We start from the raw sequence: 25,601 nt of genomic DNA, 5'->3' as shown, positions 1-25,601 counted from the left end.
GGCACCGCCGGGCGTTCGTTCCCTAGTAGACGCCATACGTACCGTGTTCGAGGTCCGACCGACGGTGAGCACGTAAGCTCGAGCACCGGATGTCTCCGTGCGAAACGTGGTACTGAATGGAAGTCGACGAGGAGAACGGCCCTCGGCCCACGGGTTCGTGGACGCCCGGCAAGGTCGCCGAGGTGCTGGGCATCTCGCCGGTCACGCTCCGGACGTGGGCGACGCGGTACGGCGTGGGGCCTTCCCTGAGGGCCGACGGGCGTCATCGCCGGTACTCGGACGCGGACGTCCGCAGGCTCCAGCACATGCAGCGGCTGATCGACCGCGGTATCCGTGCCCGCGAGGCCGCCGCGGCCGCGTTCTCCGGCGCCGGCGGCGCGCTTCCCGAAGTCCCGGCCGACCGGCGGGTCGACGAACTGGAACAGGCCGCGGAAGATCTGGAGTTCGCCTCCATCGCGGCGTTGCTGGACGAAACGCTGGACTCGCTCGGCGCGGCGGCGACATGGACCGACGTGCTCCTGCCCATCCTGCGGAACCTCGGCGGCCGCTGGCAGCGGGGCGACGTCTGCTTCGAATCCGAATGGGCGCTCACCACCGAGGTTTCCCTGGCGCTGCAGCGTTACGTCGCCCGATTCGCCACGGCACCTTCGGAACGCGGCGTGCTCATCTCCTGCTGTCCGGACGAACGGCACAGCCTGCCCGTCGAGATCCTTCGCGCTTCACTGGTCGAGGTCGGTATCCCCGCGCTCTATCTCGGTCAGATGGTCCCCGCGGAGACCATCGCCGGAATGGCCTCGAAACTGGATCCGGTGCTGATCGTGCTCTGGTCGATGTCCGTCACCACGGTGGACGACCTGCTCCGCCGTCGTCTCCAGCAACAGGGTTTCGAGGTCGTCGTCGCGGGTCCCGGCTGGGAAGGACTCGATGTGCACGGCACCCCGTGGGTCAACGATCTCGACGGCGCGCTGGAGGTCGCCGCCGAGCGGCTGAAGTCCTGAACCGTTGCGAGATCGCTCCAAGTGCCAGAGGATGGTTCCGTCGGATATCGCGGGACGGGAGAGTCTGTGGTGGATCTCAGGCGGCAGGTGCTCGAGCGGTGGCCGTCGGACTGGCCGGTCCAGCCCTTCCGGGAACCGGCCTGGGCGCGGCAAGAACCGACGTATCGGGAATGCGGCCCCGCGCTGATCGACGCCGCCGTCAAACGCGCCGACGCCCGGGTGGCCGGCAACTGGTTCGTCGTCGCGGCGAGCCGTGAAATCCGTGCGGACAAGCCACTCGGCCTGCGGGCGGGCGGCCGGGAACTGGTCGCCTGGCGCGGTCCGGACGGTGTCCTGACCATCGGACCCGGTGCCTGTCCTCATCTGGGCGCTCCGCTGGCGGAGGCGCGTGTCCATTGTGGAGAGCTGGTCTGCCGATGGCACGGCCTGCGGGTCGGGTCCGATCGGCCGGGCTGGACGCCATTGCCGTCATATGACGACGGTGTGCTCGCCTGGGTCCGCCTCGATCGCTTCGGCGGTGAGGCTCCGACGGAACGGCCTGTCGTGCCGGACCGCCCGCAAGGAGACCTCGCGGTCGACGCGGTCGCGACGCTGACCGGGATCTGTGAACCGATGGACGTCGTCGCGAACCGGCTCGACCCCTGGCACGGCGCCTGGTTCCACCCGTATTCGTTCACGCGGCTGCGGGTTGTTTCGGCGCCGCAAGGAAACGAGGTCTCCGACGCGGACGACAAGTTCGTGGTCGAAGTGACCTTCCGGCTCGCCGGGAAGCTGGGTGTGCCGGTGATCGCCGAATTCACCTGTCCCGAGCCCCGGACCGTGCTGATGACCATCGTCGAAGGCGAGGGCACCGGAAGCGTGGTGGAGACGCACGCCACCCCGCTCGGAACCGGCCCCGACGGCCGTCCGCGCACCGCCGTGATCGAGGCGACGATCGCGACCTCCGATCGTCCTGGGTTCGCGAAGGCCGCCCGGATCGCCCCGGCACTGCGGCCTTTGATGCGCCGGGCGTCCGCGCGGCTGTGGCGGGACGATCTCGCCTACGCGGAACGCCGCTATGCCTTGCGAGCAGGACACGTCTGAGCTCGCGTCCACCGTGACTCCGAGGAGCGTTCCCGATGGCTGTGCACGAAACCGACGTCGTGGTGGTCGGTGCCGGACTCGCCGGCCTCTCGGCCGCGCTGCACCTTCACCGCGCCGGCGTCGTCTGCACCGTCCTGGAGGCCGGGGACGAGGTCGGTGGCCGCGTGCGGACCGACGTCGTCGACGGCTTCCGGCTGGACCGCGGCTTCCAGATCCTCAATCCCGCGTACCCCGCGATCCAGCGTCTGGTGGACGTCGACGCGCTGCGGCTGGGCAGGTTCTGGCGCGCGGTCCGGGTGGCCGACGACGACCGGCTCAGCCTCCTCGGAAACCCGCTCGACACTCCCAAGGCGCTGCGGGACGTCGCGGCAAGGCGCTATCTGTCGGCGAAGGACCTAGCCGCGCTCGGTGCCTTCACCGCGCGGGCGGCGGGCGGTCCGGCGCGGTCGATCGTCCAGGGACGCGACGGCACGACCGCCGACGAACTGCGCGGTGCGGGATTGTCGGACCGCGCGGTGGAAACGGTGCTCCGCCCGTTCCTGTCCGGGGTCTTCCTGGAGGCCGGGTTGAGTACCTCCTCGCGGTTCTTCCGGCTCGTCTGGCGCAGCTTCCTGCGGTCCGCGCCGTCGTTGCCGTCGCTGGGCATGGGCGAGCTGCCCCGGCAACTCGCCCGGCTGCTGCCCGTTTCCGCGGTGCGGACCGGAACGCGCGTCGAGCGAGTCGGCGACGGTGAGGTACGCACCTCCGGCGGAGACGTCTGGACCGCGCGCGCCGTCGTCGTCGCCACGGACGGCACCACCGCCGCGGGCCTGGTCGACGGCGTCCCCGAACCGCGGTGGAACAGCGTCACGACTTGGTATTTCGCGCCACCACGGTCACCGTTGCGAGAGCCGGTGATCGTGGTCGACGCCCGCGGCGGCCCGATCCTCAACACCTCGGTCCTGAGCGAGGTCTGTCCGAGCTACGCCCCGAAAGGCGCGGCCCTCGTCAGCGCCTCGGCGCTCACGCCGCTCGGCGAATCGGAAGTGCGGCGGGAACTGAGCCGGATGTACCGTGTGGACGCTTCGCGCTGGCCGTTGGTCGCGCGCTACGAGATCCCCCGCGCGCTCCCGGCCATGCCTCCGCCGCACGACGTTCGCGGCGAGATCCGGTTCGGTGAACGGCTTTACGTCTGCGGGGATCACCGCGACACCAGTTCGCTGCAGGGCGCGCTCGCCTCCGGCGGACGGACCGCTCGCGCGGTGCTACGGGACCTGTGAGGCGACTTTCCGGATCGCGTCCGACAGCCGCGGATACACCGGCACCCGCACGTCGAGGCCGAAGAGCCGCAAAATCCTGAGGTCAGTCGGCGACGAAGTGACCAACGCCAGCCGGCGGCGCTCGTGACCGGCCCGGGTGACGGCGGCCTCCAGCACCTGAAGCCCCGCCACGCCGAGAAAGGTCACACGGGACAGATCGATCACCGTCCGATCGTGGAGGTTCCCGTCCAGATGCCGGTCCAGTAGCGGGGCTGTGCTCGCGTCCAGTTCGCCGGTCACGGTGAGGATCAGCAGACCGGCGGTGTGCTCGTGCCCCAGTACGGGGGCAAATGTTTTTCGGTGCGGTGATGACATGGAGGTCTCCTCGGGAAGCGGTATGACGCGCACTTCGAGTGCCCGCAGCAGCACGTCGCCGGACGCACCCGGTCTTCGGCCGGACGGTGCGGGGCCGGGCAAGGTCACCGAACACGCGAAGCTGCGAGTTGAACCTCACGTGCTCTCACCGTACGTCGCCGGAGCCGCCTCCGCAGTCTGCGAGGCAGAGAAATCCGACGCGGTGAATCGGTCGCGAATCGGTTTGCGATCGGTGGTGGCGGGTAAGCCGATCGTGATGGCCGCGCAAGTGTGCTCCGGGAAGAACCGGGGTAACCGGCCACTGCTTCATCCGGATCATGGGAAAGGGAATCGACATGAGCCTGAACGACGACGACATCTCCACCACCTCGGGCGAGGACCGGGAAGGACCGGCCGACGCCGGTGCCGGCCAGGGGACTCCCGGCGAACACGACGGCGGGGCCGACGGTGGCGCCGAGGGGCCTGCCGATTCCGGCGCCGGCGAAGGCACCGCGGGCCAGCACGACGGTGGAGCCGACGGCGGCGCGGACAGTGGCGCGAGCTGAGCTGAGCGAGCCGTCCACCGGCACCGGGGAAAGCGTCCCGGAGCCGGTGGACGGCCACGTGCCGGCAAGTGTCCTGTCGCGTCTGGTCGGTTCCGACGTCGAGGAGTTCGCCACCCGGCACTGGGGCAGGGAACCGTTGCTGCGGCGAACCTGCGGCGACTTCGGTGATCTGCTCGATCTGGACGGCGTCGACGAAATGCTGTCCCGCCGTGGGTTGCGGACGCCGTTCCTGCGGCTGGCCCGCGACGGGGAGGTGGTCGATTCCCGTTCGTTCACCGGTGGAGCCGGTGTCGGCGCGGAAATCGGCGACCAGGTCCGTGACGACCGGGTCGCCGCCCTGTTCGCCGAAGGCAGCACCATCGTGCTCCAGGGGCTGCACCGCATCTGGCCTGCCATCATCGCCTTCACCACGCGCTTGACCGGCGAGCTCGGCCACCCCGCGCAGGTCAACGCCTACATCACCCCGCCGTCGTCGCAGGGCTTCTCGGCGCACTACGACGTGCACGACGTCTTCGTGCTTCAGACGGCGGGCCGCAAGCGGTGGAAGGTGCACGCGCCCGTCCACCGGTCGCCCCTGCGCGACCAGCCGTGGGGCGAGCACGCCGACGCCGTCACCAGGCGGGCCCGCGACGATGCTCCGGTCATCGACGAAGTCCTCGAGCCCGGGGACGTGCTGTATCTGCCCCGCGGCTGGCTGCATTCGGCGACGGCGCTGGGTGACGTCTCCGCGCATCTGACCGTCGGCGTCCACGTGATCACCGCCTTCGCCTTGGCGGAAGCGTTCACCGCGCTCGCCGGTTCCGAGGAACGGCTGCGCACGTCGCTCCCGCTGGGGATCGACGTCGCGGACCCGAGTCTGCTGGAAGCCCATGTCGAGTCCGTCCGGGAAGACCTGATCGCCGCCCTGCGGGCGGTGCCCGGCGACGCCGTCGCGCGGCGCGTCCGGAACAGGACATGGCGCGGAAATCGTCCGGAACCGCTGGCGCCGATCGCGACGGCCAGGTTCGTTCTGGGCCTCGGCGACGGGGATTCGGTGCGGCTTCGTGACGGCTTGCGCTTCCGTATCGGTGAGCCAGCGGACGGCCGGATCGTTCTCGAACTCCCGGATCGCCGCCTCTCGTTGCCGGCCTCCACCTCGACCGCCTTGGCGGCGCTGCTGGACGGAAGGACGTGGCGGCTGGGAGAGATCCCGGGAATGGACCGGGCCGACCAGCTCGTACTCGTGCGCCGCCTGCTCCGGGAAGGCGTGCTGATGGCCTCGACCGCATGACCGCGGCGGAACGGTGCGCGGAACTGGCCGAAGCCGCGGGCGATCCCGGGGAAGGGACGGCCCCGCCCGCGGAGCATTGGCTCCTGATCGAGCATCCGGGCCCGTGGGGCCGGTTCGCGCTCAAGGAGTCCGGGATCGATCCGGCGGCGGTCGCCCACCTAGGTTCGTGGGCGGCGCGGGTCGGCGGCCGGATCGCTCTGGTCCGCCGGGTCGCCCGGCGTCCGTCCACTCGCGACCGCCCCTTCCGCTGGTTCCGGGTCGACGCTCGTCCCGGCCACGAGCAGATCCGGACCGGGGAATTCACCGACGCCGCGGAACTCTCCCGCGTCACCTCCGCGGCGGGGAGCGTGTGGCCGGAACCCCTCGCGCTGGTGTGCGTCCACGGCAGGCACGACACCTGCTGCGCGGTGCGCGGCCGTTCGCTCGCGACCGCGCTGGCGGCGGAGTTCGCCGGGGCCACCTGGGAATGCAGCCACCTCGGCGGCTGCCGCTTCGCTCCCTCGATGGTGTTGCTGCCACACGGTTTCACCTTCGGCGGCCTGCGTCCGGACGACGCGATCGGTCTCTATCACCAGTACGCGGACGGCATCCTCGATCCCAGGTTCCTGCGCGGCCGTTCCTCGTATCCGCCGATCGTCCAAGCGGCTCACCACCACGCCCGCGCCGCCACGGGCGCCGCTGGAATCGACGATCTCCGGCTGACGAAGACCACGCGTGCAGGTGATACCTGGCAGGTGGGCTTCGCCGAACCCGACTGCACCGTGTACCTGCGCGAAGGCCGGGTCCCGGCGGGCAGGCGGCTCACGTGCGCGTCCGAGCCCGTGCGGACGATAAGAGTGTTCGAATTGGTGGATCTCCGGTACTGACCGGGTGCCGCCAGGAAGGTGGGGGAGCCCATGGGGGAGCAGTGGTGGTGGGGCGCGATCGGCGCGGTGATGGTCGTCGGCGGCTTGCTGATACGCCGGCCGAGCGACCGGAAGTGGCGATCGTTCGCCGTCGGGATCGTCACGTCGGCGGGCTGGATGCTGGTCGCCCTGTTCGTGATCGGGCCGCTGGTCCCGGCGAACGTCCTCGGGATCACGATCCTGAGCGTGATCGTGCTGGGTGTCCTCGCGGTTCCGCTGCTCGTCCGCCTCGGTGCCGTTTCGCGCAGGAGCCGCGGGGTATCCGGCCGCATGACCGAATACCGGCACACCGCGACCATCGAGATGCCCGCCGCGGACCTGTTCGCCTACTTGCGAGAGCCGCGGAACCTGCCTCGCTACTTCCCTCGAATGAGTCGTGCCGAGCCTGAAGGCGGCGAGGCGGTGCACGTCGAAGCCGATGTCCACGGTGAGCATGTGGAAGGCGAGGCGTGGCTGAAGGTGGACGACGCCAACCGTTCACTGCGCTGGGGAGCCCAAGGGCCGCATGACTATCAGGGGGAGTTGTCGATCGAGGACGCCGGTCCCGCGGCGTCCCGTCTCACGGTGACCCTGCACAGCGTCCGGGACGCGGATGACGAGGAGGTGCAGCGCGGGCTCGAGGAGACCGTTGCCGCGCTGGCGCACACCGTGACCGCGGATGCCGATGTGGACGCCGCCGAAAAAGAAGGAGGCTGGACGGGACACCGGGACTCGTGACGGCCTCATGTGCGGAACGGCCGCGACCCTGATCCGGGTCGCGGCCGTCATCGCACTCGCTCCTCACGAAGCGTTGTCTTCGATCAGTAGGGCCGGACGGTCCATCGCTGGTGCGGCTGACCGCTGTCCACCTGCTGGACGACGGCGGTGGCGTTGGGGTCCGCGCCACCCGCGGCTTCGACGATCTTCGCCGAATGCACGCTGCGCAGGGCGACCGAGCCGTCCGCGGTGGTGGTGAACTCCCACTGCTGCGTCGTCCCGTTGTGGCACTGGTACTGGACGATCGAGTTGCCGTTGTGCAGTTCGCCGTACCGCAGGTCGAGGCACTTACCCGAGTGGCGGTTCTTCAGGACGTAGACGTTGTTGCCGAGATGGGTCACGTCCCAGAGCTGCTTGACGCCACCGACGCAGTCCCAGAGCTCCATGCCGGCGAGGTCGTTCAACGCGCCTTCCCCGATGAGGCCCGCGGTCTGGATGCAGCGGCCCGACTTGGCTCCCCTGAGGTCGACCGTCTTGTGGGGGACCGCCGCGACCCGGTAGGCGATGGTCGAGCCGGTCTCACTGCTCCAGTCGATCCGGCCGTTCTGGAAGACGTTGCGCCTGCCCATGGGGAGCCCGGTCTCGTCGGACTTCGGGTAGCCCAGGTACGACCGCTCGGCCCCCATCGACTTGTACTTCGCACTGATGCTCCCGTAGACCAGGCGTGCGCCGGTGCTGGGATGCCAGTAGATCGAGCCCGAGCCGGTGGCGAAGTCGGCGACCTTGCCCACACCGTCCGAAGTGGACCGGATATCGCCCGTCGGATGCCCGAGGGGGCCGGTCTCGTAACCGTGCTCGGCGAACTTCCGGTGGATGTCACCGTTGATCGCCACGGTTCCGTTGCGGGTGATGTAGACCGAGCCCGACGTGAAGCGCTGCATGGGGCTGGCGTCGGGGCCGTAGGTGCCGGCGTCCGCCAGGGGATAACCCATGCCCGCCTCGAAGCCCATGGCGGCGAACTTCCGGTGGAGCTCACCCTTGACCTGCCGGATCGCGCTACCGGGCACGTAGTAGATGGTGCCCGCGACGAACCGGTTGTACCGGACGTTCGTGCCACTGACGGTGCCCTCGTCGGAGAGCGGGTAGCCGTAGGGACCCGTTTCCCCGCCCGAATTCGCCCAGATCTCCCCGATCAGGCCGAAGACGATGTGGACCCCCGTCGACGCGCTCCACATGATGTGGAGGTTCGGCCCGCCCATCGTGGGTTTGACGACCCGCAGGACCTGGCCGTTGCCGTCCTTGGTGGGCACCTGGTCGGTCATCGCGCCGCCGACGCCGGCGGGCCCGCCGAGCGCCAGGAGCTTGTCGAGGACCGGGCCGTTGTAGACCGCCTGCACCGCGAAGCGCTGAGTGGTCCCGTCGTTGCCGGCGGTGAGGTAGAGCCTGCCCCGTTCGTACAACCGGTGGCCGAGGCCGACCCCGTTGGAAGTCCCTTCGGGAACGAAGTCGCCGACGGGCTTGCCGAGCTTGTCGCGCAGCGGCTGCTCCGCGGCGTAGCGCCGGTCGATCGGATGCGGGGCCAGCGGAGCCTCGGCGTGCCACTTCGTCGCGATCGCGTAGGCGTCGTCATCGATCGCGCCGGTGACGAACAGGTACTTGCCGGAACTGCGCGAAGGACGGATGGAGACGCTGGAGGCGTCGCCCCGCACGCACCAGGTCGCGTCGCCCTTGAAGGCGTTGGAGCCGTCGGTCGGGTCGACGTAGGCCCGCACACGTTGCGACTGCGGGGGGATCATCGCCGTGTTCGCTGCGGAAGACGCTCCCGAGCGCCAGCGCAGATAGTGGTTGGGACGGCTGACCGACTGGAACGAGAAGCATTCGGGATTGCTCAGCCCCGGCTCGATCCTCCACCGCGCCTCCGGACGGTCGCCCGGCTGCCACTGTTCGAGCACCACGTCGCCGTTACGGTCGGTGAGGTAGACGTCGACACCGCTGTACGCGTCGACCCGCAAGGTCTGGACCAGGTTCTCGTACTGGCCGGTGCGAAGGAACTTCTCGCGATCGCTGCGCTTGGCGGCGAGTGCCGCGTCCGCGGCGGCGACCAGCGCCGGCCGGATCAGCTGGTTCGCCGCGCGCGTGCGCAGTTCGGTGATCAGGCGGATGTACTCCTGGTCGCGCTTGGCGAGCTCGTTGACGATGTCCCGCAGGTGCGCTTCCTCGGCGCCCTGGTTGATGAAAAAGGCCCAATCGGCGGGGTCGAGGCTGCCGACGGCGTCTTCGGCGGCGCCGTGGACCTCGGTGTCACGGGGCACCGACTTCCAGATTTCGACGACGAAATCCCGGTCCTTCAGGTTGATCAGGTACTCCAGCCGCGCCGGGGGCACGGAGCCCAGCGTGTGCGACACGGCGTTCGCCTTGGCGGCCTTCGCCCGTTCAGCGGCCTTCGCCGCTTCGTCCTTGGTGGCGTCGTCCTGGATGACGCGGTCCACGTCCTTCTTGTGCTCGGCGAAGAGCACGACGGTCAGGAAGCGCCACTGATCGTCCGCGGTGCCCCGCAGCGCCGTGCGGGCGGCCTCCTTGACGGCCATGTCCTTGTAGCCGTCGGCGTTGAGTTCCAAGTGGACGATGAAGTCGAAGATCGACTTCGCCAGGACGGTGTTGTCCACCGGGATGCTGAGGGTCGAGGCGGCCAGCGCCTTGGCGGCGCGTTCCTGTTCCTGCTGCTGACGGCGGTCGGTGACGATCTTCTCGTCTTCCCGGTGCGCGTCGTGGATCCCGACCTTGATCCACTGCGTGGACGCCGCCTCGCCGTCGGCGGCGAGCGCGGCGATGGCCGTCTCCTTGAGCTTCTGGTGCTCGGGTTCGAGCGGATGCTGCTTGTCGATGTCGTCGGCCGCGTAGTACATCGCGGCGACGAAGCCCCGGTCGCTGAGGACCAGGAGATCGGGCCCGGCCACGATCTTCAGGACGGCGGCGGCGTTGCCCTTGTCGATGTCCGTGGACTGCGCGGCGGCCGCCGGCGCGGACGGCGGGGCGGCGAAGGCCGTGACGGGTGCCGCGACGCCCGCCGTCGTCGCGACGATCGCGGTGGCGATGATCAATCTCTTGAAAACCCCTCTTCGCCGTGCCGATGGCACGCCGGAGGGACCCCAGTATCCGTTCAAGACATCCTCTCCTTGGATGTAACGCGCGAGACCGTCATTCGGTCTCCATCGCGAGTTCGAATAGGAGACCAGTTAATGGCGAAAAAAAGACCGCGACTGTGATGTGGATCACGTCCTTTACGGGCGTTGTGTCCTTGTGCCATAGTCGTCCTCAGGCGTGCGCGAGCACGCAATTCTGGGGTCTGGGGTTCTGGGGATGAGACTTCGTGCACTGTTCGGCGCCCTCGTGGTGTCGATCATCGGGATCGGCGCAAATGTCGCTACGGCGAATGGAGTAACGGAAACGGCCATTGGTTCTAGTGTTCCCGGTATCGAGAATTCGATTTACTATCCGATCGTCCGCCAGAACGCGCTGTACCACTCGGAGGATCTGGTCAGGGTGGCGGCGTGGCAGGCGTTGCGATCGGACGAGGGTGAGCCGGCGCTGCGAGCGTTCGTCCGGACGGGGTTCTTCGAGGCCAGGAAGCGGGCCGAGGGGTACCACGCGCGGAACAAGGAGTTCGCGCGGCGGGTCATGACCAACTACAGCGCGCAGTATTCGCCGAACGTGCACGCCGAGGCCACGGCGGCGTACAAGGGCAGCGCCGCGCAGCAGGAACAGTTCTTCCGGACCGGTTTCGCGGCGGCGAAGGCGCTCGACGATGCCGCTCGCGAGGCCGATGAACAGCACAAACAGCAGATTCTCGAGGAAGACCGTGCCTTCGTGCGGTTGCTGGCGGAATTCGATCCGGGTGAGCAGGTGCGCCTGGCCGCCCAGCACGCTTTGCGGGCCGGAGGTACGGACAGTCACCTTCGGGCCTTCTTCGCCTCCGAGTGGATGGCCGCGGCCGCGACGGATGTCGAGGTCTACCGGATCCGCACGCAGGAGGCGGGTGTCCGCTTCTACGCCCTGATTCCGCAGCTGATCGCGGACGCGGAGGAAGCCGAGCGGGAGGCGCTCGCGGCCGAGGGTGCCGCGGCGGAGCAAGCCCGCGCGGTCGCCGCCCGGGCATGGGCCACGACCAGGGAAAAGGCCGACGAGGCCCGCACGGTCTGGGAGAACGAAGCGCTGGCCTGCGCCGAGCAGGCCAGGTACTGGCGGACGGTGATCGACCGGGCCAACGCCAGTGTCGACCCGGTCTGGGCGATGATCGCCACCAGGGCGGACAAGAATCGGGCCGGCTGGGCCGCCGACGGAACGTTCGCCGACGGGCAGACCCAGTATTGGGCGAGTGTCGAAAAGCATGCGAAAGAGCATCGAGACCAAATGTCGCCCGCGGGCTGAGCTCGGCCGGGCAACTCTTTTCAAGCACTGAAGACCTTCTTCTTTCGATTAATTTCGAAAAGGGCTCCGGTGTGCTCGATTCAACGCCGAGACGGTTAATCGACGGCCGACGGGGCGGGGTAGCGGACAGCTGCACCCGTCCCGTTTTCGCCGGTGCCCGGAAACCATCCCGGGATTCTTCTCGTGCGTAATTCACGAAATCTTTCTGCTACTGGGGAGTGGTGTGCCATGAAAAGGAAGACGCGACGCGCCAGACGGGGGCCGCTCGCCTCCGGCTGGTGCCGCGGCGCGGTCGTGCTGACCGTGACCACGGCCTTGGTCATCTCGGGCGCGGGGCTGGAACTCGCCGCCGCCGCGCCCGCCGTCCCGGTGGTGGGGGCCGCGCAGCAGGCGCCCGCCACGTCACCGGCTCCGGCGACGCCGCCCGTCCCGGCGACGGCGACGAGTGACCCGGAAGAGGAGGCACTGCTCCGGCAGTTGCAGCTGGACCTGCTCGCCGACATCGCGGCGCTGGACGAGCACGAGGAAGTCCGCGTGGCGGCGCGGGAAGCCTTGAAGAAGGCCGAAGCAGGCGACGACGCGGCCATCACGACGTTCTTCGAGCGTGGGCATCAGGAAGCCAAGGCGCGGGCGGAACGCCGTAAGCAGGAAGCCGACGACCGCAACCGCGCGGTGATCCAGTCCCTCGCGGGCACCGGCGGCCCGGCGTTCAACGCCGCCGTCGACCGCGCGCTGCGGGGCAACGCCTACGACCGCGAGAACTTCCTGGCCTTCGGGCGGGACATCGCCACGGAACAGGACCGCCGTTCCGGCGCCTACGAGAAGGAGATCCGGGACCGTCGGCGCGCCCATGTGCAGATCGCCGCGGACCGGGGGACACCCGAGGTCTCCGCCGCCGCGAAGGCGGCGCTGGCCCAGGGCGGCGCCGCGATCGAGGAATACCTCAAGACGGGTTACCTGGCCGCGGCCAAACGCGACGCGGAGGCCCGTGAGACCCGGCTCGCCGAACTCGAACGACAGCGCAAGGAAGCCGAAGCGAACTCGGAACTGGCGCAACGGATCGCGCGGGTCATGCGGGCGCGGCAGAACCTGCTTTCCGCGCACGCGAGCGGCGTCCAAGCACTGGAGCGAACCGCCAACGACATGACACTGGCGGCGAACGCGTCGCGGGAGGCCGCGCGGGCGCTGGCCGCCGATCAGGCGGGGAACAGCTATCACCCCGAGCTGTACCAGCGGGCGAAGGACGACGCCGCCCGGTTCGTCCGGGACGCGCGGACCGATGCCCAGCAGGCCCAGTCGGCGGCCGCGCTGGCGAGCGCCCAGGTGGACATCCTCGTGCAGAACCAGATGCCGCACGGCACCCAGTGGGCGAAGGTCGTCCAAGGCATGGCGGCCGCCGCGAACGCCGCGAAGCAGGCCGCCGAAACCGCGGCGCACGCGATCGACGCGATCGCCGCCGACGCCGCGGCCACCGACGCCGCGGAGAAGGCCAGGGCCCGGGAAGAGAACGCCCGCCGCTGGCGGGCCAACGCGCAGTCCCACGCCGACGCGGCGGAGCGCCTGGCCACGGCCGCGGGTGAACAGGCCGCGGCGGCCGCTCAAGCGGCGGCACAGGCGCAGCAGGCGAAGACCGACGCGGAAACCGCGCTGCGGAACGCGAAGGCGCACGCCGCGAAGGTCAAGCAGGCACGTGCGGACGCCGAGCGGGAACGCGATATCGCCGATGCCAAACGGCGTGAGGCCGAACAATGGCGTGGTCAGGCGGCGCTCAAGAGGCAGGAGGCCGAGGCCAAGCAGCGGGAAGCCGCGAGCGAGCGGGACAAGGCCAAACGCGAGGCGGGTATCGCCCAGCAGAAGCGGCAGGAGGCCGAGTCACAGCAGCGGATCGCCTCCGAGAAGCGCGTCGCCGCTCAAGGACAGGAACAGATCGCCGCCGACGCCGCCAAGGAGGCCCGGCGTCAAGAACAGATCGCGGCGGGCATCGACCAGAACGCCGGTGTCGAGGAGGGCAAGGCCCATCAGGCCCGGGAGGACGCCGCACGGGTGCGGCAGTCGGCCGAGACGACCGCGAAGAAGGCCCAGGCGCTCGAACAGCTGGCCGCGCGGGCGGAAGCGTCGTCGGAGATCCTCCAGGAGGAAAAGGAAAAGGTGCGGGCCGCGGCGACTCAGGCCCGGGCCGAGGCGAACACGGCGAGGGACGCCGCGCAGGCGGCCGACGGCTTCGCCACCCAGGCCGGTCAGGCGGCGGCGTCGGCTCGTGCGGCGGCGACGGAATCACAGGCCGCGGCGGGCAGGGCGCGGGCACACGCGGATCGAGCGCAGGCGGCGGCTTCGCAGGCACGGGCGGCGGCCAGGGAAGCCGAAGTCGCGGCGGAGAAGTCCCGTACAGCGGCGAACGAAGCGGAGGCCGCGGCAGCGCGCGCCAACGAGGCGGCGGCGCGCGCCGAGCGGGAAGCCTCCGCTGTCCACGCGGAGGCGATGAAGGCCCGTGCGTCGGCGGAGGAGGCGACGGCCGCGGAATCGCGGGCCGCCGAGAACGCCCGCAACGCGGCGAACCTGGCGCAGGAGGCAGCGGTGCACTCGGAGCAAGCGCTCACCGCCGCGCATCGGACCCAGGAGGAGGCCAACGCCGCCGCGGCGGAGGCCGCCACCGCGGCCACCCAGGCGGGGATCGCGACCCGTGCGGCGGTCGCGGCGGGATTGTCGGGGTCCGGGATCGCCGCCCCGGCCGACCAGGCGATCAACCTGGTCAGCCCGTTCACCGGTGACGACCTCGACGCGGACTTCGTGCTCATGGTGGCGAACCGGGCGAAGGACGTCGGCGACACCCAGGTCCGGGCCGCACAAGCCGCCGCGGCCGATGCCGCCGCGCAGGCGAGCCGGGCCGCCGAGGCGGCCAGGAACGCCGGGCTCGAGGTGAAGCCGGCGTTCGAGGCCGCGGCGGCGGCCGCCACTTCGGCGGCCAACGCGGCGAATTCGGCGGCGGCGGCCCAGCAGTCCGCGGCAGCCGCGGCGGTGGCCGCGGCCGCGGCAAGGGCGGCATCGGCCGAGGCGGACGCCGTCGACGCCGAGGCACAGGCGGACGCCAAGGCCTCACGTGCTGCGGCCGACCAGGCGGCGGCCGATGCCGCGCTGGCGGGACGGGCGGCCGACCAGGCGGCGGCCGACGCCGCCGCGGCGAGGAAGGCCGCCGACGACGCGACCCGCGCGGCGAACGAAGCCACCGCCGCCGCCACCCGGGCCCAGCAGGACGCGGTCGCCGCTCAGCGAGCGGCGGAGCAGGCCCAGCGTGACGCGGACGCCGCCCGCGAGTCCGCGAACCGGGCCGCGGATTACGCCCGTGACGCCGATTCCGCGGCCACCAACGCGGAGAAGTACGCGAAGAACGTGGAGGACCGGGCGGCGAACGCGGCGGCGGACGCCAAGGCGATCCAGGACCAGCTGGCCGAGATGCAGGAATTGCTTCGCCAGGAGGAAGAAGCACGCGAACGCGCCGAGGCCGAACAGGCCATCACCGACGACAGCGAGGTTCCCGCGCTGACGCCGGAGGAAGAGGAACTGCTGCGCGCGGAGAAGGGGCAGGCGGGCGTCGACGAGTACAACCGCGCCCGCGCCGACGCGAACAAGGACCTCATGGGCCTCATCGTCGACGAAGGCGGCCAGGTCATCCTCGACCTGATCGGCTACACCGACGCGAAGCGGTGCTTCATGGAAGGCGACTTCATCTCCTGCGTGATGACCGTGATCAACGCGCTGCCGATCCTCAAGATCGCGTCGGTGCTGCGGAAGATCCCGGACGCGGTCGGGGCGACCGTGCGCATCGTGAAGGGCATCCGCACCTTCAAGGACGTGAAGATGCTCGGCCGCCGCATCACCGACAACCTGCGTGACCTGATCAGGCAGCTCAAGGGATGCAAGAACCCCGCCGCGGTGGCGTCGGCGGCGGCACCGCCCGCCTGCCAGGTCGTGGACCGGGAAGCACTGCGCAAGAAGGTGGAGGACGAACACAAGAAGCAGCCCGCGGTCAGTCCTCAACCGGGACAGCGGCTCAGCACCATCGCCCGGCAGCGGGAGGTGGAGGGCTGTTTCAAGAGCGTGATCCCGGCGAACATCTCCTTCAACTACCCCATGGAGGACTTCACCTGGCTCGGCAACGACGCCAAACGCGCCACCGGCGGCATCGTCTGCGTCAACCAGACCGCGAAACGATCGGGAGAACCGGCGGCGCCCGTCGGGCATCCCGACACCTCGCCGCCGAAGCTGAACGGTACGGCCGTCCACAAGGGACACCTGGTGCCCGCCAGGCTCCACGGTTCCATGCTGGTGGACAACATCGTGACCCAGTGGTCGAAGGTCAACCTCTCCGACGTCAAGAAGGTGGAGAACGCGGTGGGGGACATGCTGGACCGGTATCCCAACCGGGACGTCTCGGTCATCTACGAGGTCCACGTCCAGTACGCGACCAAGACCGCCGCGATGCCGAGGTGGATCTTCATCGAGGCGATCGCTTCGAACGGCGCGAAGTGCTTCGCGAAGATCGAGAACATCCCCACCGGTAACCTCGTCAAGGAAACCTGTCCCGCCTTCCGGACGGCCTGACGATCGAGAGAACGGAGGACGGACGTGCCGAAACGGTCGTACGTCGACGAAATCTGCGAGCTCGTCGGATGGCGTCCCGGGGACTTCGTGCCCGGGACGGACTGGGCCACCGTCGAACGCGAACTGGGGACACCGCTCCCCGGCGACTACAAGGAGCTGCTGACCCGCTTCCCCTCCGGAGGATTCCGCGGCGTCATCTCGTTCTCGAATCCCGCCGAAAGCGTCGAGGCGTGCGGGAACGTCAAGAAGGAGAACGCCGAACTGCTCGAGATCTTCGGCGACGAGGATCTCGAATACCTGCGGGGTGTCCCGTACCGGCTCTTCCCGGAGCCGGGCGGGATCTACCCCTGGGGGACCAACGGCGCGGGGGGATCGTTCTGGTGGGTGCCCGGCTCGGCGGACCCGGACGAGTGGGCGGTCGCCTACAACGACCGGGACTCCTGGCACGAGGAGCATTCCGGGCCGATGACGAAGGTCCTCTTGGAGCTGCTGGAGAGTACCGGCGAGGACAACATCCTCGGCTGGGACATGGCGGGTAAACCGGTCGACTTCGACGGATACTGGGCGGGCCGGTACGTCTCCTATCCCGCCTGAGCGGTCCGGGCGGCGGCGTGCGCACGTCGCCGCCCGGCGTCGAACTCATGCGTCGACGAAGAGCGTGCCCGCGTCGGCGAGTCGTTCGACCACGTGGGCCGGTTCGAGCAAGGTCTCCGGGGTGTAGAAGCCAGGCGGGACCGCTTCCCCGCGCAGACCGAGCAACCGTTCGATCCCCATGGCGAGGCCGAGCGAGGTCAGCGGACGCTGGCCGCGCGGGTGGGCCAGGTACCGGCTGACGCTCAGCGGGGCGCCCGCCGGGCCCGTCCCTTCGAGATCGATCCGGACCTCGACGGACGGGCCGTCGCCCCGGCGCGTCCCCGCGGATTCACCGACCGCGAACGCGAACTCGACGTCCGGCGCGCCCGTCGCGAACGCCAGGCTGGTCACGTCGAGGATCGGGATGGTCTGGCCGGTGACCGTGGTGCCGTCGAGGCTGCGCAACCCCACCCGGGAGTCGGCCGCACCGGACCAGGCGAACACGCCGTCGCGCCGCGCGTACCCGGCCGAGGTGACCTTCGCCCAGCGCTCCAGGTCCGCGAGTCCCGCGGGGCCGCCCGCGTCGTTCTCATCGAGGATCGCGCCGATCCGGATCGTGTCGACCCGGGCGAACTCTTCGGCCCACGCCAATGCTGTGAGAGTGATGACGCCCGCGGCCCAGTGGCTGGCCATCAGCACAGGCGCGGCCGCTGGGCGCTGTACGGCGGCGGTGACCTCCGGCGCGATGTCGATCATGCCGCTGGACAGGCTGACGTAGGGCACGCCGTGGTCCTGGGCGAAACGCAGCCCGTTCAGCCTGCTGTCCCAAAGCGTCGCGACCACGGCCGCGTATTCCCGGCCGGCGGGCAGGCCGAGATCACCGCGGGCGAGATCGACGGTCACCGCGTTGGCGCCGCCCAGTTCGCCGGCCACCTTCCGCGCGCGTTCCGGATTCCGGCCCGCGATGGTCAACGGCAGCTCCGGGTACCGCCGCCGTAGGAGAGTGGCGGTATCCGAGCCCGCCTGTCCCGCCCCGCCCAGTAGCAGAACCGATCCTCGCTGTCCCATGTCGTCCTCCTCGATCCCCATAACCTACATTTTGTAACTTACACGATGTAGCTAGGATGGGGCGATGACCACCGCACCGACCCGGCTGTCCAAGCAGGCCCGGCGCGAGCAGTTGCTCGACGTGGCCCTGGAGATCGTGCGTGCCGACGGTGCCGACGGGCTGACGCTGCCCACCCTCGCCGAGGCGGCCGAGGTGAGCAGGCCCATCGTGTACAACCACTTCGGCACCCGCCCCGGACTGCTGCTGGCGCTCTATCGGCGCCTCGACGAACGGCACCGGGCCGCCATCTCGCGGGCACTGGAACAAACCCCGCCGACCGCGGCGGACGTCGCGGAAGCCGTCAGCGTCGCCTACTTCGCCTGCGCCACCGACATGCCGGAGTTCAACGCCGTTTCCTCGGCGTTGAAAGGAAATCCGGAAATGGAGGAGATCCAGCACGAGATGCACGAGGGCTACACCGAGCTGATGGCCGGTGCCCTGACGCCGTACTCCGGCCTGGACCGGGCGGCGCTGCGACTGCACTGCGTCGGGGCGCTCGGAGCCGCCGAGGCGATCGCCGGCGAACTGAACCGGGGCACCACGAGCGCCGCCGACGCGGTCGCGGCCTTGACCGGCGTCATCCTCGGCCGCATCGAGCGAACCGCCGGATAGCCGTACCGCGCGGTGGCGACGTTGCTCGATGCCCGGCGCCCGGACCTACCGGAGTGAGGTCAGCTCTGCCCTGCCGCTTTCAGTCTCGCCAGCAGTTCTCGGCTGGTCGAGTCCTCGGAGTCGAAGGCGTGAATCATGTCCTGCTCGGGCGGAACGGCGGGCCCGCGCAGTAGTGCGCCATGGCACCGGAAGCAGAAGCTGATCTCGAAAAGGAACCCCGTGCCGCTGTGCGCCCGGATCTTCCAGACGGGGATGAAGCACCGTTTGAGCTCACCCTCGGGCAGGCCGGCGACGAGCGTCAGCGCGGCTTGGGCCTCGTCCGCTTCCCAGATGGCCACCAGCTGATCGTCTCCGGTGCCGTCGGGACCGAGCACCTCGACGAGTTCGACGCGATCGTGTGCGACTGGAAGGAACACCGGGGCCACGATAGCCCGTACGGCCTTCCGGCGGTTCCTCCATGCCGCGGGCCCGCGCCGTCGATCGACAGCCCCGCGATGACGATCTCGACGGGCAACCCAGTCCTCCTCCCGACCACCGCCATGTGATCCAGGCCACGAACCTCCTGGCGAGCGCCCCATCCTGGCCGTGCGCGGGGTCTGCCCGAAAAAGAACGCCCGACCTTTGAAGGGGACCCCTTGACCGTCACGCTGCCCGCAGTGGCCCGGGAAATGCTCGATGGGCCGCATACCGCGATCCTCGCGACCACGAACGCCGACGGACGGCCGCAGTCCTCGGTGATCTTCGTGAAGCGCGATGGAGACGAGATCGTGTTCAGCACGATCAGGGGGCGGCTCAAGACCCGCAACATGGAGCGCGATCCCCGCGTGAGCCTGCTCGTGGTGGCGAATACGGCCGCGTACGTGGAGATCCGCGGGACCGTGACGATCACCGACGACCCCGGCAAGGTGCTCCTGCGCGAAATGTACGACCGCTACCTGGACGGCGCGGAACCGCCGCCGGAGCCAGAAGCGGCGCGGGTGGCCGTGCGCGTCGCCGCGGACAAGGTCTACCTCAGGCCGCCCGTGCCCGCCGCCGAGCAGAGCTGACAACCGAAAGGACTACGCATGCGCAAGATCGTCGAGTCGACGCTGAGCAGCCTCGACGGAGTGGTCGACGACCCCGGATCGTGGGCACTGGACTACTTCGACCACGAGTTCCTCAAGGAGGCGTTCGAGCTTCTGCAGGGATGCGACGCCATGCTGATGGGCCGCGGCACATACGAGGATCTGGCCTGGCGCTGGCCGGGTCAGGAGGGGGACTTCGCCGATGCGATCAACGGGATCCGTAAGTACGTGTTCTCCTCGACGCTCGAGCGGGCCGATTGGAACAATTCGGTGGTCGTACGCGGTGACGTGGTCGCCGAGGTGCGGAAGCTGAAGGAAGAGGGCGGCGGCGACCTGGTCGTCTTCGGCCATGGGCGGCTGTCGCACACCCTGCTGGAACACGGTCTCCTGGATCGGCTTCGCTTCGCGGTGCACCCCGTCGTCGTGGGCCGGGCTTCGGGGCCGTTCCGCGAGAATCCCAAAACGCCGCTGACGCTGGTCGGCACGCATTCTCGCCAGTCGGGCGTCGTCGTACTGAACTACCTTGTCGGAAACGACTCCGTCGGCGCCGGCTGACGGCGAATTTCGTGGGAGTGCAGGAATGACCGGGGACCTGATAACGCGAGTGCGGAACGGGGATGGGGAGGCGTTCCGTGAGCTCACCGATCCCTATCGGCGTGAGTTGCACGTGCACTGCTACCGGATCCTGGGTTCGACGCAGGATGCCGAGGACGCGCTGCAGGAGACCCTGGTGTCGGCCTGGCAGGGGCTGGACGGCTTCCAGGAGCGCTCCTCGGTGAGGACCTGGCTGTATCGGATCGCGACCAATCGATGCCTCAAGGCGTTGCGATCGGCGGGCCGGCGTCCACAAACGGGCGGGCCAGTGCCCGGGTTCGACCCGCCGGAACCCACTCGCCTCGGCAAGGTGGAATGGCTCGAGCCCTATCCGGACATCCTGCTGGCAGACCGGGTGGACACCGCTCCCGGCCCCGGACAGCGTTATGAGGCCAAGGAATCGATCTCTCTGGCGTTCGTGACGGCGGTGCAGCTGCTGCCGCCCCGCCAGCGCGCCGTCCTCATCCTGCGTGACGTCCTCGAATTCCCCACTCGCGAGGTGGCGCACATCATGGACACCACCGAGCAGTCGGTCGCCGGCGCGCTCAAGCGCGCACGCACCACGCTGCGGCAGCGCCCGTCACCGTCAGCCGCGCCTGAGCCGCCGCCGTCGAACTCCGCCGCCGAGCGGGAACTCGTCATCCGCTTCACCCGGGCCTTCGAGGTCGGCGACGTGGACGGCTTGGTCGCACTGCTGACCGACGACGTGTGGCTGACCATGCCGCCACTGCCGCTGGAATACCAGGGCCGCGATCTGGCGGCCCGATTCCACGCCGCGGTGACCTTCCGCCGGGGCCGTACCTACCGGTTGGTGGCGACCAGGGCCAACGGCCAGCCCGCGTTCGGCATGTACGTACCGGATCCCCAGGCGGGCGTCTGCCACGCGAACGGGCTGATGGTGCTCACCCTAGCCGGCAGCCGGATCCGCGCCATGACCCGCTTCGAAAAGGACGTGCTGCGAAGCTTCCGGCTGCCCCTGACCTTGCCCTATCCAGCCGAAGCCGGCCGGTCCGCCGAAGCCTGAGGACCCGACCGGGTTCACCCCGGCGACGACTCGATTCATGACGGGCGCCCGCCGAACCTCCATTCGTGGACCTCGATGTGGGCGAACCGGTCCGGGATCAGGACGGCGCGTGCCGCCTCCGGGTCCGGTGCCTGGGCCAGCACCGCCTTGCCCAGCCAACTGGTGCTGTCGTCGGACAGCAGCGGCCCGTACGCGATCAGATCGTCCTGATCGGACGGCGCGTCGATGTCGGCGGCCCGCCCCGTGCCGAGACCGAGCACGAGGTATCGGTTGTCACCGGTACGACCACCGGGGAAGTCCCACATGGTGCGCCCGAGCATGTTGCCCCACCGGCGCAACATGACGTCCCGGTACACCCCCTCCTGATAGTTCGGCTCGTCGAAGGCGAACGCCCGTGCGGCCGCGGGATCGGGCAGGTCGACGATGTGCACACTTCCGGTGGGGGTCTCGCCGTCGCTTGCGAAGGTCGGACCGCGGGCGATCATCCTTGTCGCGTACCGGTCCATGTAGGACCAGTGCTCTTCCAACAGCTCTTCGCGCAAAGCCAGGGAGTCGGGCCGATCGCGGTGGTAGCAGAAGAACTCCATGCCCACAGTGTCCACTCACCACGCACCGCCCGCCCCGTAGCCGATCGGGGGATGCCGCGGAGTTTCTGAAGGCCTGGATACCCGTCGCCGGCCGATCAAGATCGAGTGTTCCGGCGAGAACCTGACCGTCGGACGCCGTCATCAGCCCGGCCAGCGTCCGTGCACCGCTCCCGCCGCCGAACCGGGTGCGAAGTGTAGTCGCCTGCGGCATGGTGGAGACGTGCGAACCCTTCTGGCCATACTCAGCACCCTGTTCCTGATGCCGGTGCTCGCCGGAACCGCCCATGCCTACGACAAGATCGCCGAGGCCGCGCCGGTGACGATGGTGGAGTCACCCGGCGGTGAAGGCGAAGTCCGCGCCCGGCTCGTGCTCGGTACGGTCACCGCGGGCACTTCGCACAACCTGCGTAGTGAGATCCAGGTCGGCGACGGCCGAGTGGACGGTGCGGTGTCCGCCATCGCGATCGGGCACAAGATCACTTGTCAGCCGGTGGGTGGCACGACGTTGCCGAACACGGCGACCCAGCACGGGCAAATCTGGAGCGGCCAGAACCTGCTGCACGGCGGCGGCAGGGTCACGCTCGTCGTGCGCATGCTGTTCAAGCCGGCCACTACGGGCAACTACAAGTGCCTGCTGCGGGCGTACGTCCTCAACGGGTACGCGGCCGGCCAGCCCGGTCGCGAGACCGCCAGGCTGTACAGCGGCTTCATCGGGGACATCGACGGAGCCATCGGCCCCGAGGGCGTCGTGCAGACATTCGGGTCCTCGCAGAACACCTTCCTCGGGATGGACGCACCCGGCAAGCAGGTGAACCCGGTGGACTACACCCCCTTGCCGGGAGCCACCGGCTTCCTCGCCACCACCGATCTCTTCGCCACGAGCTGTTACGGCGACGGTGGCAACGCCTGCCCCGACGGCACCACCTACCCCGGCAAGGCCAATACCGCGATGGTGCGGTTCCGGACGGTCGCGACGCCGTCCTCAACCGCACCCGGCTGCGTCGCCCAGGCCACGTCCTCGGAAACCGCGGCGGTGAGCGGGAATCTGCACCACCTGCGGCTACTCGGGCAGTTGACGGTGACGCAGCCGGCCAGCGGTTGCGGGACCTGGCGGATCAACGCCTTCGTGCAGGACAACGGCGGCACGCTGCCGTTCGTCATCCACGGCAACCCGTACTCGGTCACCTACGCCCGCCCGCCGGTCTGACCATGGGTTCTTGGCCGGCGCCGAGGAAGCGTCACCTGGGATTGCCGCGGAGCGCGATCGGCGCATCTGGCAACCGCCGGGCGCTCGCGCGAACACATGCGGTTCGGCAGGGCGGTTCGCCGCCCATCCGCCCTGGTCGTAAGCCGGATGCACTCATCCCCACACTGGAGGTTCCATGCCCAAGGGCTATTGGGTCAGCGTCTACCCCACCATCGAGGAACCCGAGAGGCTTGATGCCTACAACAAGCTGGCAGGTCTCGCCGTTGCGGGCGCGGGCGGGCGGGTGCTCGCCGGTATCGGTGGCCGGGTCGAGGCACACGAAGCCGGAATCGCCGAACGCGTCGTCCTGATCGAATTCGACAACTTCGAACAGGCGGTCGCCGCACGCGCGAGCGCGGCCTACCAGAAGGCGCTGGCCGAACTCCCCGACGGCTTCGAACGCGATTTCCGCATCGTCGAAGGCCTCGGCTGACCGATGTCGCGGCCGGATGTCACGGTGGTCGACGCGTGCGTGCGACACGCCGGAGCGACGTGGTGAGGGCCGACCACGGCGTCTTCGCCGCGACGCATCCCCTGTCCGCGGCGTGATCCGTTGTGGGACAGCGGCGTTCCGCGTGCCGACGGCCAGCGTCACGGACTCGATCGCGGGCCGCCCGGCCGCCGAGGTGGGCGGGGCGATGGCAGAAATGTACTCATGGATGTCTTTTCGGACTCTCGGAGAGTAGGCGCCCTTCGCGCATGCTGGTCGCATGAATGAAACCGCGGAACCGGGCGTGTCGAGGACCACGGTCGAGGTCGATGGCGAAGCCGCCAGCTACCTGACCGTGGAGCAGGACGGCCCGGTCGTGTTGCTACTGCACGGTACGTATTGGAGCCGGGTGTGGCTTCCGGTGCTGGGCCGCCTCGCGGAGGCGGGACTACGACCCATCGCGGTCGATCTCCCTGGCCTGGGACGCTCGGGAGGCGAGTTGACCCTGGAAACGGCCACCGTCCCGGCCCTCGCGGGCTGGGTGAGGCGATTCTTGTCCGCGTCGAGGATTTCCGGGCCGATCGCCGTGGGAGCGCACGACATCGGCGGCGCCATCGGACAGCATCTCCTGGTCCACGGCCGCCTGGAGGTATCCCGGCTGGCGTTGGTCAATTCGGTCACCTACGACTCCTGGCCCGCGCCGCACGTAGCCCGCTTCGAGGATCCGGAGATCGCCGGCACCCTTCTCGATGCCCGCCGCCAAGCGGTGACCTCGGCGCTCGCCGGTGCCGCCACCGAACGGCTCGTCGCCGAATATCTGGATCCGTGGAACGATCCACGGGTCCGCCGCTCCTGGCTCGCCTTGGCCGGCGCGGCCGACAGCCGCTACACCCTGGATCTCGTTCCCGCGCTGAAACGGTCCACCACGCCCAAGTTGCTGATCTGGGGCGAGGACGATGCCTTCGAGACGGTGGAATACGCCGAGAAGTTCGCCTCGGAGATCCCGCGGACCACGCTCATCCGTATTCCGGAAGCGGACCACATCCCCACGGAGAACGCCCCCGGCAGGGTCGGCCGCGCCCTCGTGGAGTTCTTCATGGCGTAGATGGTCCGGGAGGAAGCGCCTCCTCGTCCTCGCCGTGCGCGGAACCTTCCGAATGCGGTCGGCTCCAGACATCGGGCGGCGGTGGCCGCGCCGGCGGCACCAGGGAGGTTCCGCCGACGCCGGCTATTCGCGGCAACGCGGGTGAACGACCATCAGGGGGGTCAGTTCGACCAGGCGACCACGCCGATGTAGCCGAAGTTCTTGTGACCGCAGCCGGTCCAGGTCACGAGGTAGCCTTCGGCGCGTTTCTGCCGGGCGAGTTGGGAGCCGGTCGCGTTGCATTCGGCGAGAGTGGATCCGGTGACCGTCTGCTGATAGTAGGTGGCTGCCTGTGCGGGCGTGGTGACGACGAAGGGCAGGAGGGTGATCGCCGCGGCGGCGCAGAGTTTCTTCAGCACGGGGGCAGTCAAGCACATCGTCAGCGTGGCTCTGTGGGTAATTTCCGCGGGCAGCGCCAACTTTCCGGATGACGAAGCGAGACAGGTGCCTACGGCGGCCACCGGATTCGGGCCTGGCCGTCAACGCGGATGGTCGTAACGCCAAGGATTCCTTCGCTGCCCCAATGTGGTCTGGACCACAGTGGGGAGTGGGATCCGCCGTTACCAAGCGCCGGGCCGGGCGGGCAACCGACGATGGTCGGGTGAATGGCGATGCCGATTCCGTTACAGGCAACCGGGTGAATTCGCGTTCTCCCGCTTCACTCCAATGTCTTCGATGATCGAAAAAGGCTGTCGCGAAGGTCGATTCGCCGGTTGCACGAGACGGTGCACGTGCGCATGGCCGTGCTGCTCGCATGGTGAGAATCAGATTCGGCAAGATCACTTTCTTGTTTTCGCAGTTGGCGGCGTCGTCGCCGGGGAAGAAGCGATCTTCGGCGGCTCTTTTCCGCTTTTCCGCGTTTGGCTCGACGGCGTGAGGGGAACCAGCAGGCGCTGTCCGGGCATGTGCTTGCGCCCCAAGGCGGCCTGAGCTGGAAGAATTGGACGAGGGGAGGAAGCCTGCGACTGTTCCGCCGGTGATGAGACCGGCGGTCGGAAATTCGTTCTCCATTTACTGTTCACGCATCCGACGGCCGGTGGATGCGTTGGCTTGGTCATGCCTTGTGCGTGCTCGGTATCCGA

At 69.2% G+C, this 25,601-nt stretch carries 23 protein-coding genes; 17 read left to right on the top strand and 6 right to left on the bottom strand.

The genetic code is table 11. The features are described from left to right. Positions 1–116 precede the first annotated feature (116 nt). From ACXIZN_RS16420 to ACXIZN_RS16410, 3 genes are all read left to right on the top strand, one after another. The gene (locus ACXIZN_RS16420; protein ID WP_457955465.1) at positions 117–998 is read left to right on the top strand and encodes a MerR family transcriptional regulator; all 882 of its coding nucleotides are present in this window, start codon (positions 117–119) and stop codon (positions 996–998) included. Positions 999–1,067: 69 nt separating this feature from the next. Further along, positions 1,068–2,081 carry a DUF5914 domain-containing protein gene (locus ACXIZN_RS16415; protein WP_457960531.1) on the top strand — a complete coding sequence of 338 codons (1,014 nt, stop codon included), beginning with the start codon at positions 1,068–1,070 and terminating at the stop codon, positions 2,079–2,081. A 35-nt stretch (positions 2,082–2,116) separates the two neighbouring features. After that, positions 2,117–3,340, top strand: a complete 1,224-nt coding sequence (locus ACXIZN_RS16410; protein WP_457955464.1) for an FAD-dependent oxidoreductase — start codon at positions 2,117–2,119, stop codon at positions 3,338–3,340. Here the strand turns inward: ACXIZN_RS16410 and ACXIZN_RS16405 are convergent. Then, on the bottom strand, positions 3,326–3,694 hold the full coding sequence (locus ACXIZN_RS16405) for an STAS domain-containing protein (protein ID WP_457955463.1): 369 nt from the start codon (positions 3,692–3,694) through the stop codon (positions 3,326–3,328). The genes ACXIZN_RS16410 and ACXIZN_RS16405 overlap by 15 nt on opposite strands. A gap of 335 nt (positions 3,695–4,029) precedes the next feature. On the opposite strand from ACXIZN_RS16405, the gene ACXIZN_RS16400 reads away from it, so the two are divergent. From ACXIZN_RS16400 to ACXIZN_RS16385, 4 genes are read left to right on the top strand one after another with little or no spacing between them, the layout of a single operon-like run. Then, on the top strand, positions 4,030–4,239 hold the full coding sequence (locus ACXIZN_RS16400) for a hypothetical protein (protein WP_126731016.1): 210 nt from the start codon (positions 4,030–4,032) through the stop codon (positions 4,237–4,239). Then, positions 4,226–5,509: a cupin domain-containing protein gene (locus tag ACXIZN_RS16395; RefSeq protein WP_457955462.1), complete on the top strand. Its 1,284-nt coding sequence runs from the start codon at positions 4,226–4,228 to the stop codon at positions 5,507–5,509. Before ACXIZN_RS16400 ends, ACXIZN_RS16395 begins: the two co-directional genes overlap by 14 nt. Next, on the top strand, positions 5,506–6,375 hold the full coding sequence (locus tag ACXIZN_RS16390) for a sucrase ferredoxin (protein ID WP_457955461.1): 870 nt from the start codon (positions 5,506–5,508) through the stop codon (positions 6,373–6,375). Before ACXIZN_RS16395 ends, ACXIZN_RS16390 begins: the two co-directional genes overlap by 4 nt. Before the next feature lie 30 nt (positions 6,376–6,405). Then, entirely contained in the window at positions 6,406–7,131 is a 726-nt protein-coding gene (locus ACXIZN_RS16385) for an SRPBCC family protein (RefSeq protein ID WP_457955460.1), read from the top strand. Positions 7,132–7,214: 83 nt separating this feature from the next. On the opposite strand, the gene ACXIZN_RS16380 is transcribed toward ACXIZN_RS16385, so the two are convergent. Next, positions 7,215–10,211: an RICIN domain-containing protein gene (locus ACXIZN_RS16380; RefSeq protein WP_457955459.1), complete on the bottom strand. Its 2,997-nt coding sequence runs from the start codon at positions 10,209–10,211 to the stop codon at positions 7,215–7,217. A 259-nt stretch (positions 10,212–10,470) separates the two neighbouring features. Here ACXIZN_RS16380 and ACXIZN_RS16375 point away from each other — a divergent pair, with 259 nt between their 5' ends. The 3 genes from ACXIZN_RS16375 to ACXIZN_RS16365 all read left to right on the top strand — a co-directional run bounded on the left by ACXIZN_RS16375 (position 10,471) and on the right by ACXIZN_RS16365 (position 16,731). Further along, a complete protein-coding gene (locus tag ACXIZN_RS16375; protein WP_457955458.1) occupies positions 10,471–11,538 on the top strand; it encodes a hypothetical protein in 1,068 nt (355 codons plus the stop codon). A gap of 228 nt (positions 11,539–11,766) precedes the next feature. Further along, complete coding sequence (locus ACXIZN_RS16370) at positions 11,767–16,137, top strand: DNA/RNA non-specific endonuclease (protein ID WP_457955457.1); 4,371 nt, start codon at positions 11,767–11,769, stop codon at positions 16,135–16,137. Positions 16,138–16,161: 24 nt separating this feature from the next. Beyond that, positions 16,162–16,731, top strand: coding sequence for an SMI1/KNR4 family protein (locus ACXIZN_RS16365; RefSeq protein ID WP_457955456.1), 570 nt, complete (start codon positions 16,162–16,164; stop codon positions 16,729–16,731). Positions 16,732–16,776: 45 nt separating this feature from the next. Here ACXIZN_RS16365 and ACXIZN_RS16360 read toward each other — a convergent pair whose 3' ends face one another. Continuing rightward, complete coding sequence (locus tag ACXIZN_RS16360) at positions 16,777–17,799, bottom strand: saccharopine dehydrogenase (protein WP_457955455.1); 1,023 nt, start codon at positions 17,797–17,799, stop codon at positions 16,777–16,779. A gap of 43 nt (positions 17,800–17,842) precedes the next feature. Here ACXIZN_RS16360 and ACXIZN_RS16355 point away from each other — a divergent pair, with 43 nt between their 5' ends. Beyond that, positions 17,843–18,430: a TetR/AcrR family transcriptional regulator gene (locus ACXIZN_RS16355; RefSeq protein ID WP_457955454.1), complete on the top strand. Its 588-nt coding sequence runs from the start codon at positions 17,843–17,845 to the stop codon at positions 18,428–18,430. Positions 18,431–18,489: 59 nt separating this feature from the next. Here ACXIZN_RS16355 and ACXIZN_RS16350 read toward each other — a convergent pair whose 3' ends face one another. Further along, positions 18,490–18,846 carry a hypothetical protein gene (locus ACXIZN_RS16350; protein WP_457955453.1) on the bottom strand — a complete coding sequence of 119 codons (357 nt, stop codon included), beginning with the start codon at positions 18,844–18,846 and terminating at the stop codon, positions 18,490–18,492. A 219-nt stretch (positions 18,847–19,065) separates the two neighbouring features. Here ACXIZN_RS16350 and ACXIZN_RS16345 point away from each other — a divergent pair, with 219 nt between their 5' ends. From ACXIZN_RS16345 to ACXIZN_RS16335, 3 genes are read left to right on the top strand one after another with little or no spacing between them, the layout of a single operon-like run. Further along, the gene (locus ACXIZN_RS16345; protein WP_457955452.1) at positions 19,066–19,476 is read left to right on the top strand and encodes a PPOX class F420-dependent oxidoreductase; all 411 of its coding nucleotides are present in this window, start codon (positions 19,066–19,068) and stop codon (positions 19,474–19,476) included. Positions 19,477–19,494: 18 nt separating this feature from the next. Next, complete coding sequence (locus tag ACXIZN_RS16340) at positions 19,495–20,049, top strand: dihydrofolate reductase family protein (protein WP_457955451.1); 555 nt, start codon at positions 19,495–19,497, stop codon at positions 20,047–20,049. A gap of 25 nt (positions 20,050–20,074) precedes the next feature. Next, entirely contained in the window at positions 20,075–21,112 is a 1,038-nt protein-coding gene (locus ACXIZN_RS16335; protein ID WP_457955450.1) for a sigma-70 family RNA polymerase sigma factor, read from the top strand. Between the two features lie 35 nt (positions 21,113–21,147). Here ACXIZN_RS16335 and ACXIZN_RS16330 read toward each other — a convergent pair whose 3' ends face one another. Beyond that, a complete protein-coding gene (locus tag ACXIZN_RS16330) occupies positions 21,148–21,699 on the bottom strand; it encodes a YciI family protein (protein WP_457960529.1) in 552 nt (183 codons plus the stop codon). Between the two features lie 220 nt (positions 21,700–21,919). Between ACXIZN_RS16330 and ACXIZN_RS16325 the strand changes: the two genes are divergently transcribed. The 3 genes from ACXIZN_RS16325 (at position 21,920) to ACXIZN_RS16315 (ending at position 24,480) form a co-directional block, all read left to right on the top strand. Further along, the gene (locus ACXIZN_RS16325) at positions 21,920–22,906 is read left to right on the top strand and encodes a hypothetical protein (RefSeq protein WP_457955449.1); all 987 of its coding nucleotides are present in this window, start codon (positions 21,920–21,922) and stop codon (positions 22,904–22,906) included. Positions 22,907–23,081: 175 nt separating this feature from the next. Next, entirely contained in the window at positions 23,082–23,378 is a 297-nt protein-coding gene (locus ACXIZN_RS16320; protein WP_457955448.1) for a DUF1330 domain-containing protein, read from the top strand. 277 nt (positions 23,379–23,655) lie between these two features. After that, entirely contained in the window at positions 23,656–24,480 is an 825-nt protein-coding gene (locus tag ACXIZN_RS16315; protein ID WP_457955447.1) for an alpha/beta fold hydrolase, read from the top strand. A 161-nt stretch (positions 24,481–24,641) separates the two neighbouring features. On the opposite strand, the gene ACXIZN_RS16310 is transcribed toward ACXIZN_RS16315, so the two are convergent. Further along, positions 24,642–24,878, bottom strand: a complete 237-nt coding sequence (locus tag ACXIZN_RS16310) for a hypothetical protein (RefSeq protein ID WP_457955445.1) — start codon at positions 24,876–24,878, stop codon at positions 24,642–24,644. Between the last annotated feature and the right edge of the window lie 723 nt (positions 24,879–25,601).

It is taken from the genome of Amycolatopsis sp. TRM77291 (assembly GCF_054166285.1).
Note: the sequence above shows the minus strand (reverse complement) of the source record. Positions and strands in the feature narration are given on the sequence as shown.

Bases quoted from the DNA above. Each gene is read 5' to 3' on its own strand.
- ACXIZN_RS16360 (WP_457955455.1), bottom strand. From the start codon at position 17,799: ATGGGGATCGAGGAGGACGACATGGGACAGCGAGGATCGGTTCTGCTA.
- ACXIZN_RS16390 (WP_457955461.1), top strand. From the start codon at position 5,506: ATGACCGCGGCGGAACGGTGCGCGGAACTGGCCGAAGCCGCGGGCGAT.
- ACXIZN_RS16355 (WP_457955454.1), top strand. From the start codon at position 17,843: ATGACCACCGCACCGACCCGGCTGTCCAAGCAGGCCCGGCGCGAGCAG.
- ACXIZN_RS16335 (WP_457955450.1), top strand. From the start codon at position 20,075: ATGACCGGGGACCTGATAACGCGAGTGCGGAACGGGGATGGGGAGGCG.
- ACXIZN_RS16330 (WP_457960529.1), bottom strand. From the start codon at position 21,699: ATGGAGTTCTTCTGCTACCACCGCGATCGGCCCGACTCCCTGGCTTTG.
- ACXIZN_RS16375 (WP_457955458.1), top strand. From the start codon at position 10,471: ATGAGACTTCGTGCACTGTTCGGCGCCCTCGTGGTGTCGATCATCGGG.
- ACXIZN_RS16320 (WP_457955448.1), top strand. From the start codon at position 23,082: ATGCCCAAGGGCTATTGGGTCAGCGTCTACCCCACCATCGAGGAACCC.
- ACXIZN_RS16420 (WP_457955465.1), top strand. From the start codon at position 117: ATGGAAGTCGACGAGGAGAACGGCCCTCGGCCCACGGGTTCGTGGACG.
- ACXIZN_RS16405 (WP_457955463.1), bottom strand. From the start codon at position 3,694: ATGTCATCACCGCACCGAAAAACATTTGCCCCCGTACTGGGGCACGAG.
- ACXIZN_RS16385 (WP_457955460.1), top strand. From the start codon at position 6,406: ATGGGGGAGCAGTGGTGGTGGGGCGCGATCGGCGCGGTGATGGTCGTC.
- ACXIZN_RS16410 (WP_457955464.1), top strand. From the start codon at position 2,117: ATGGCTGTGCACGAAACCGACGTCGTGGTGGTCGGTGCCGGACTCGCC.
- ACXIZN_RS16315 (WP_457955447.1), top strand. From the start codon at position 23,656: ATGAATGAAACCGCGGAACCGGGCGTGTCGAGGACCACGGTCGAGGTC.
- ACXIZN_RS16370 (WP_457955457.1), top strand. From the start codon at position 11,767: ATGAAAAGGAAGACGCGACGCGCCAGACGGGGGCCGCTCGCCTCCGGC.
- ACXIZN_RS16340 (WP_457955451.1), top strand. From the start codon at position 19,495: ATGCGCAAGATCGTCGAGTCGACGCTGAGCAGCCTCGACGGAGTGGTC.
- ACXIZN_RS16400 (WP_126731016.1), top strand. From the start codon at position 4,030: ATGAGCCTGAACGACGACGACATCTCCACCACCTCGGGCGAGGACCGG.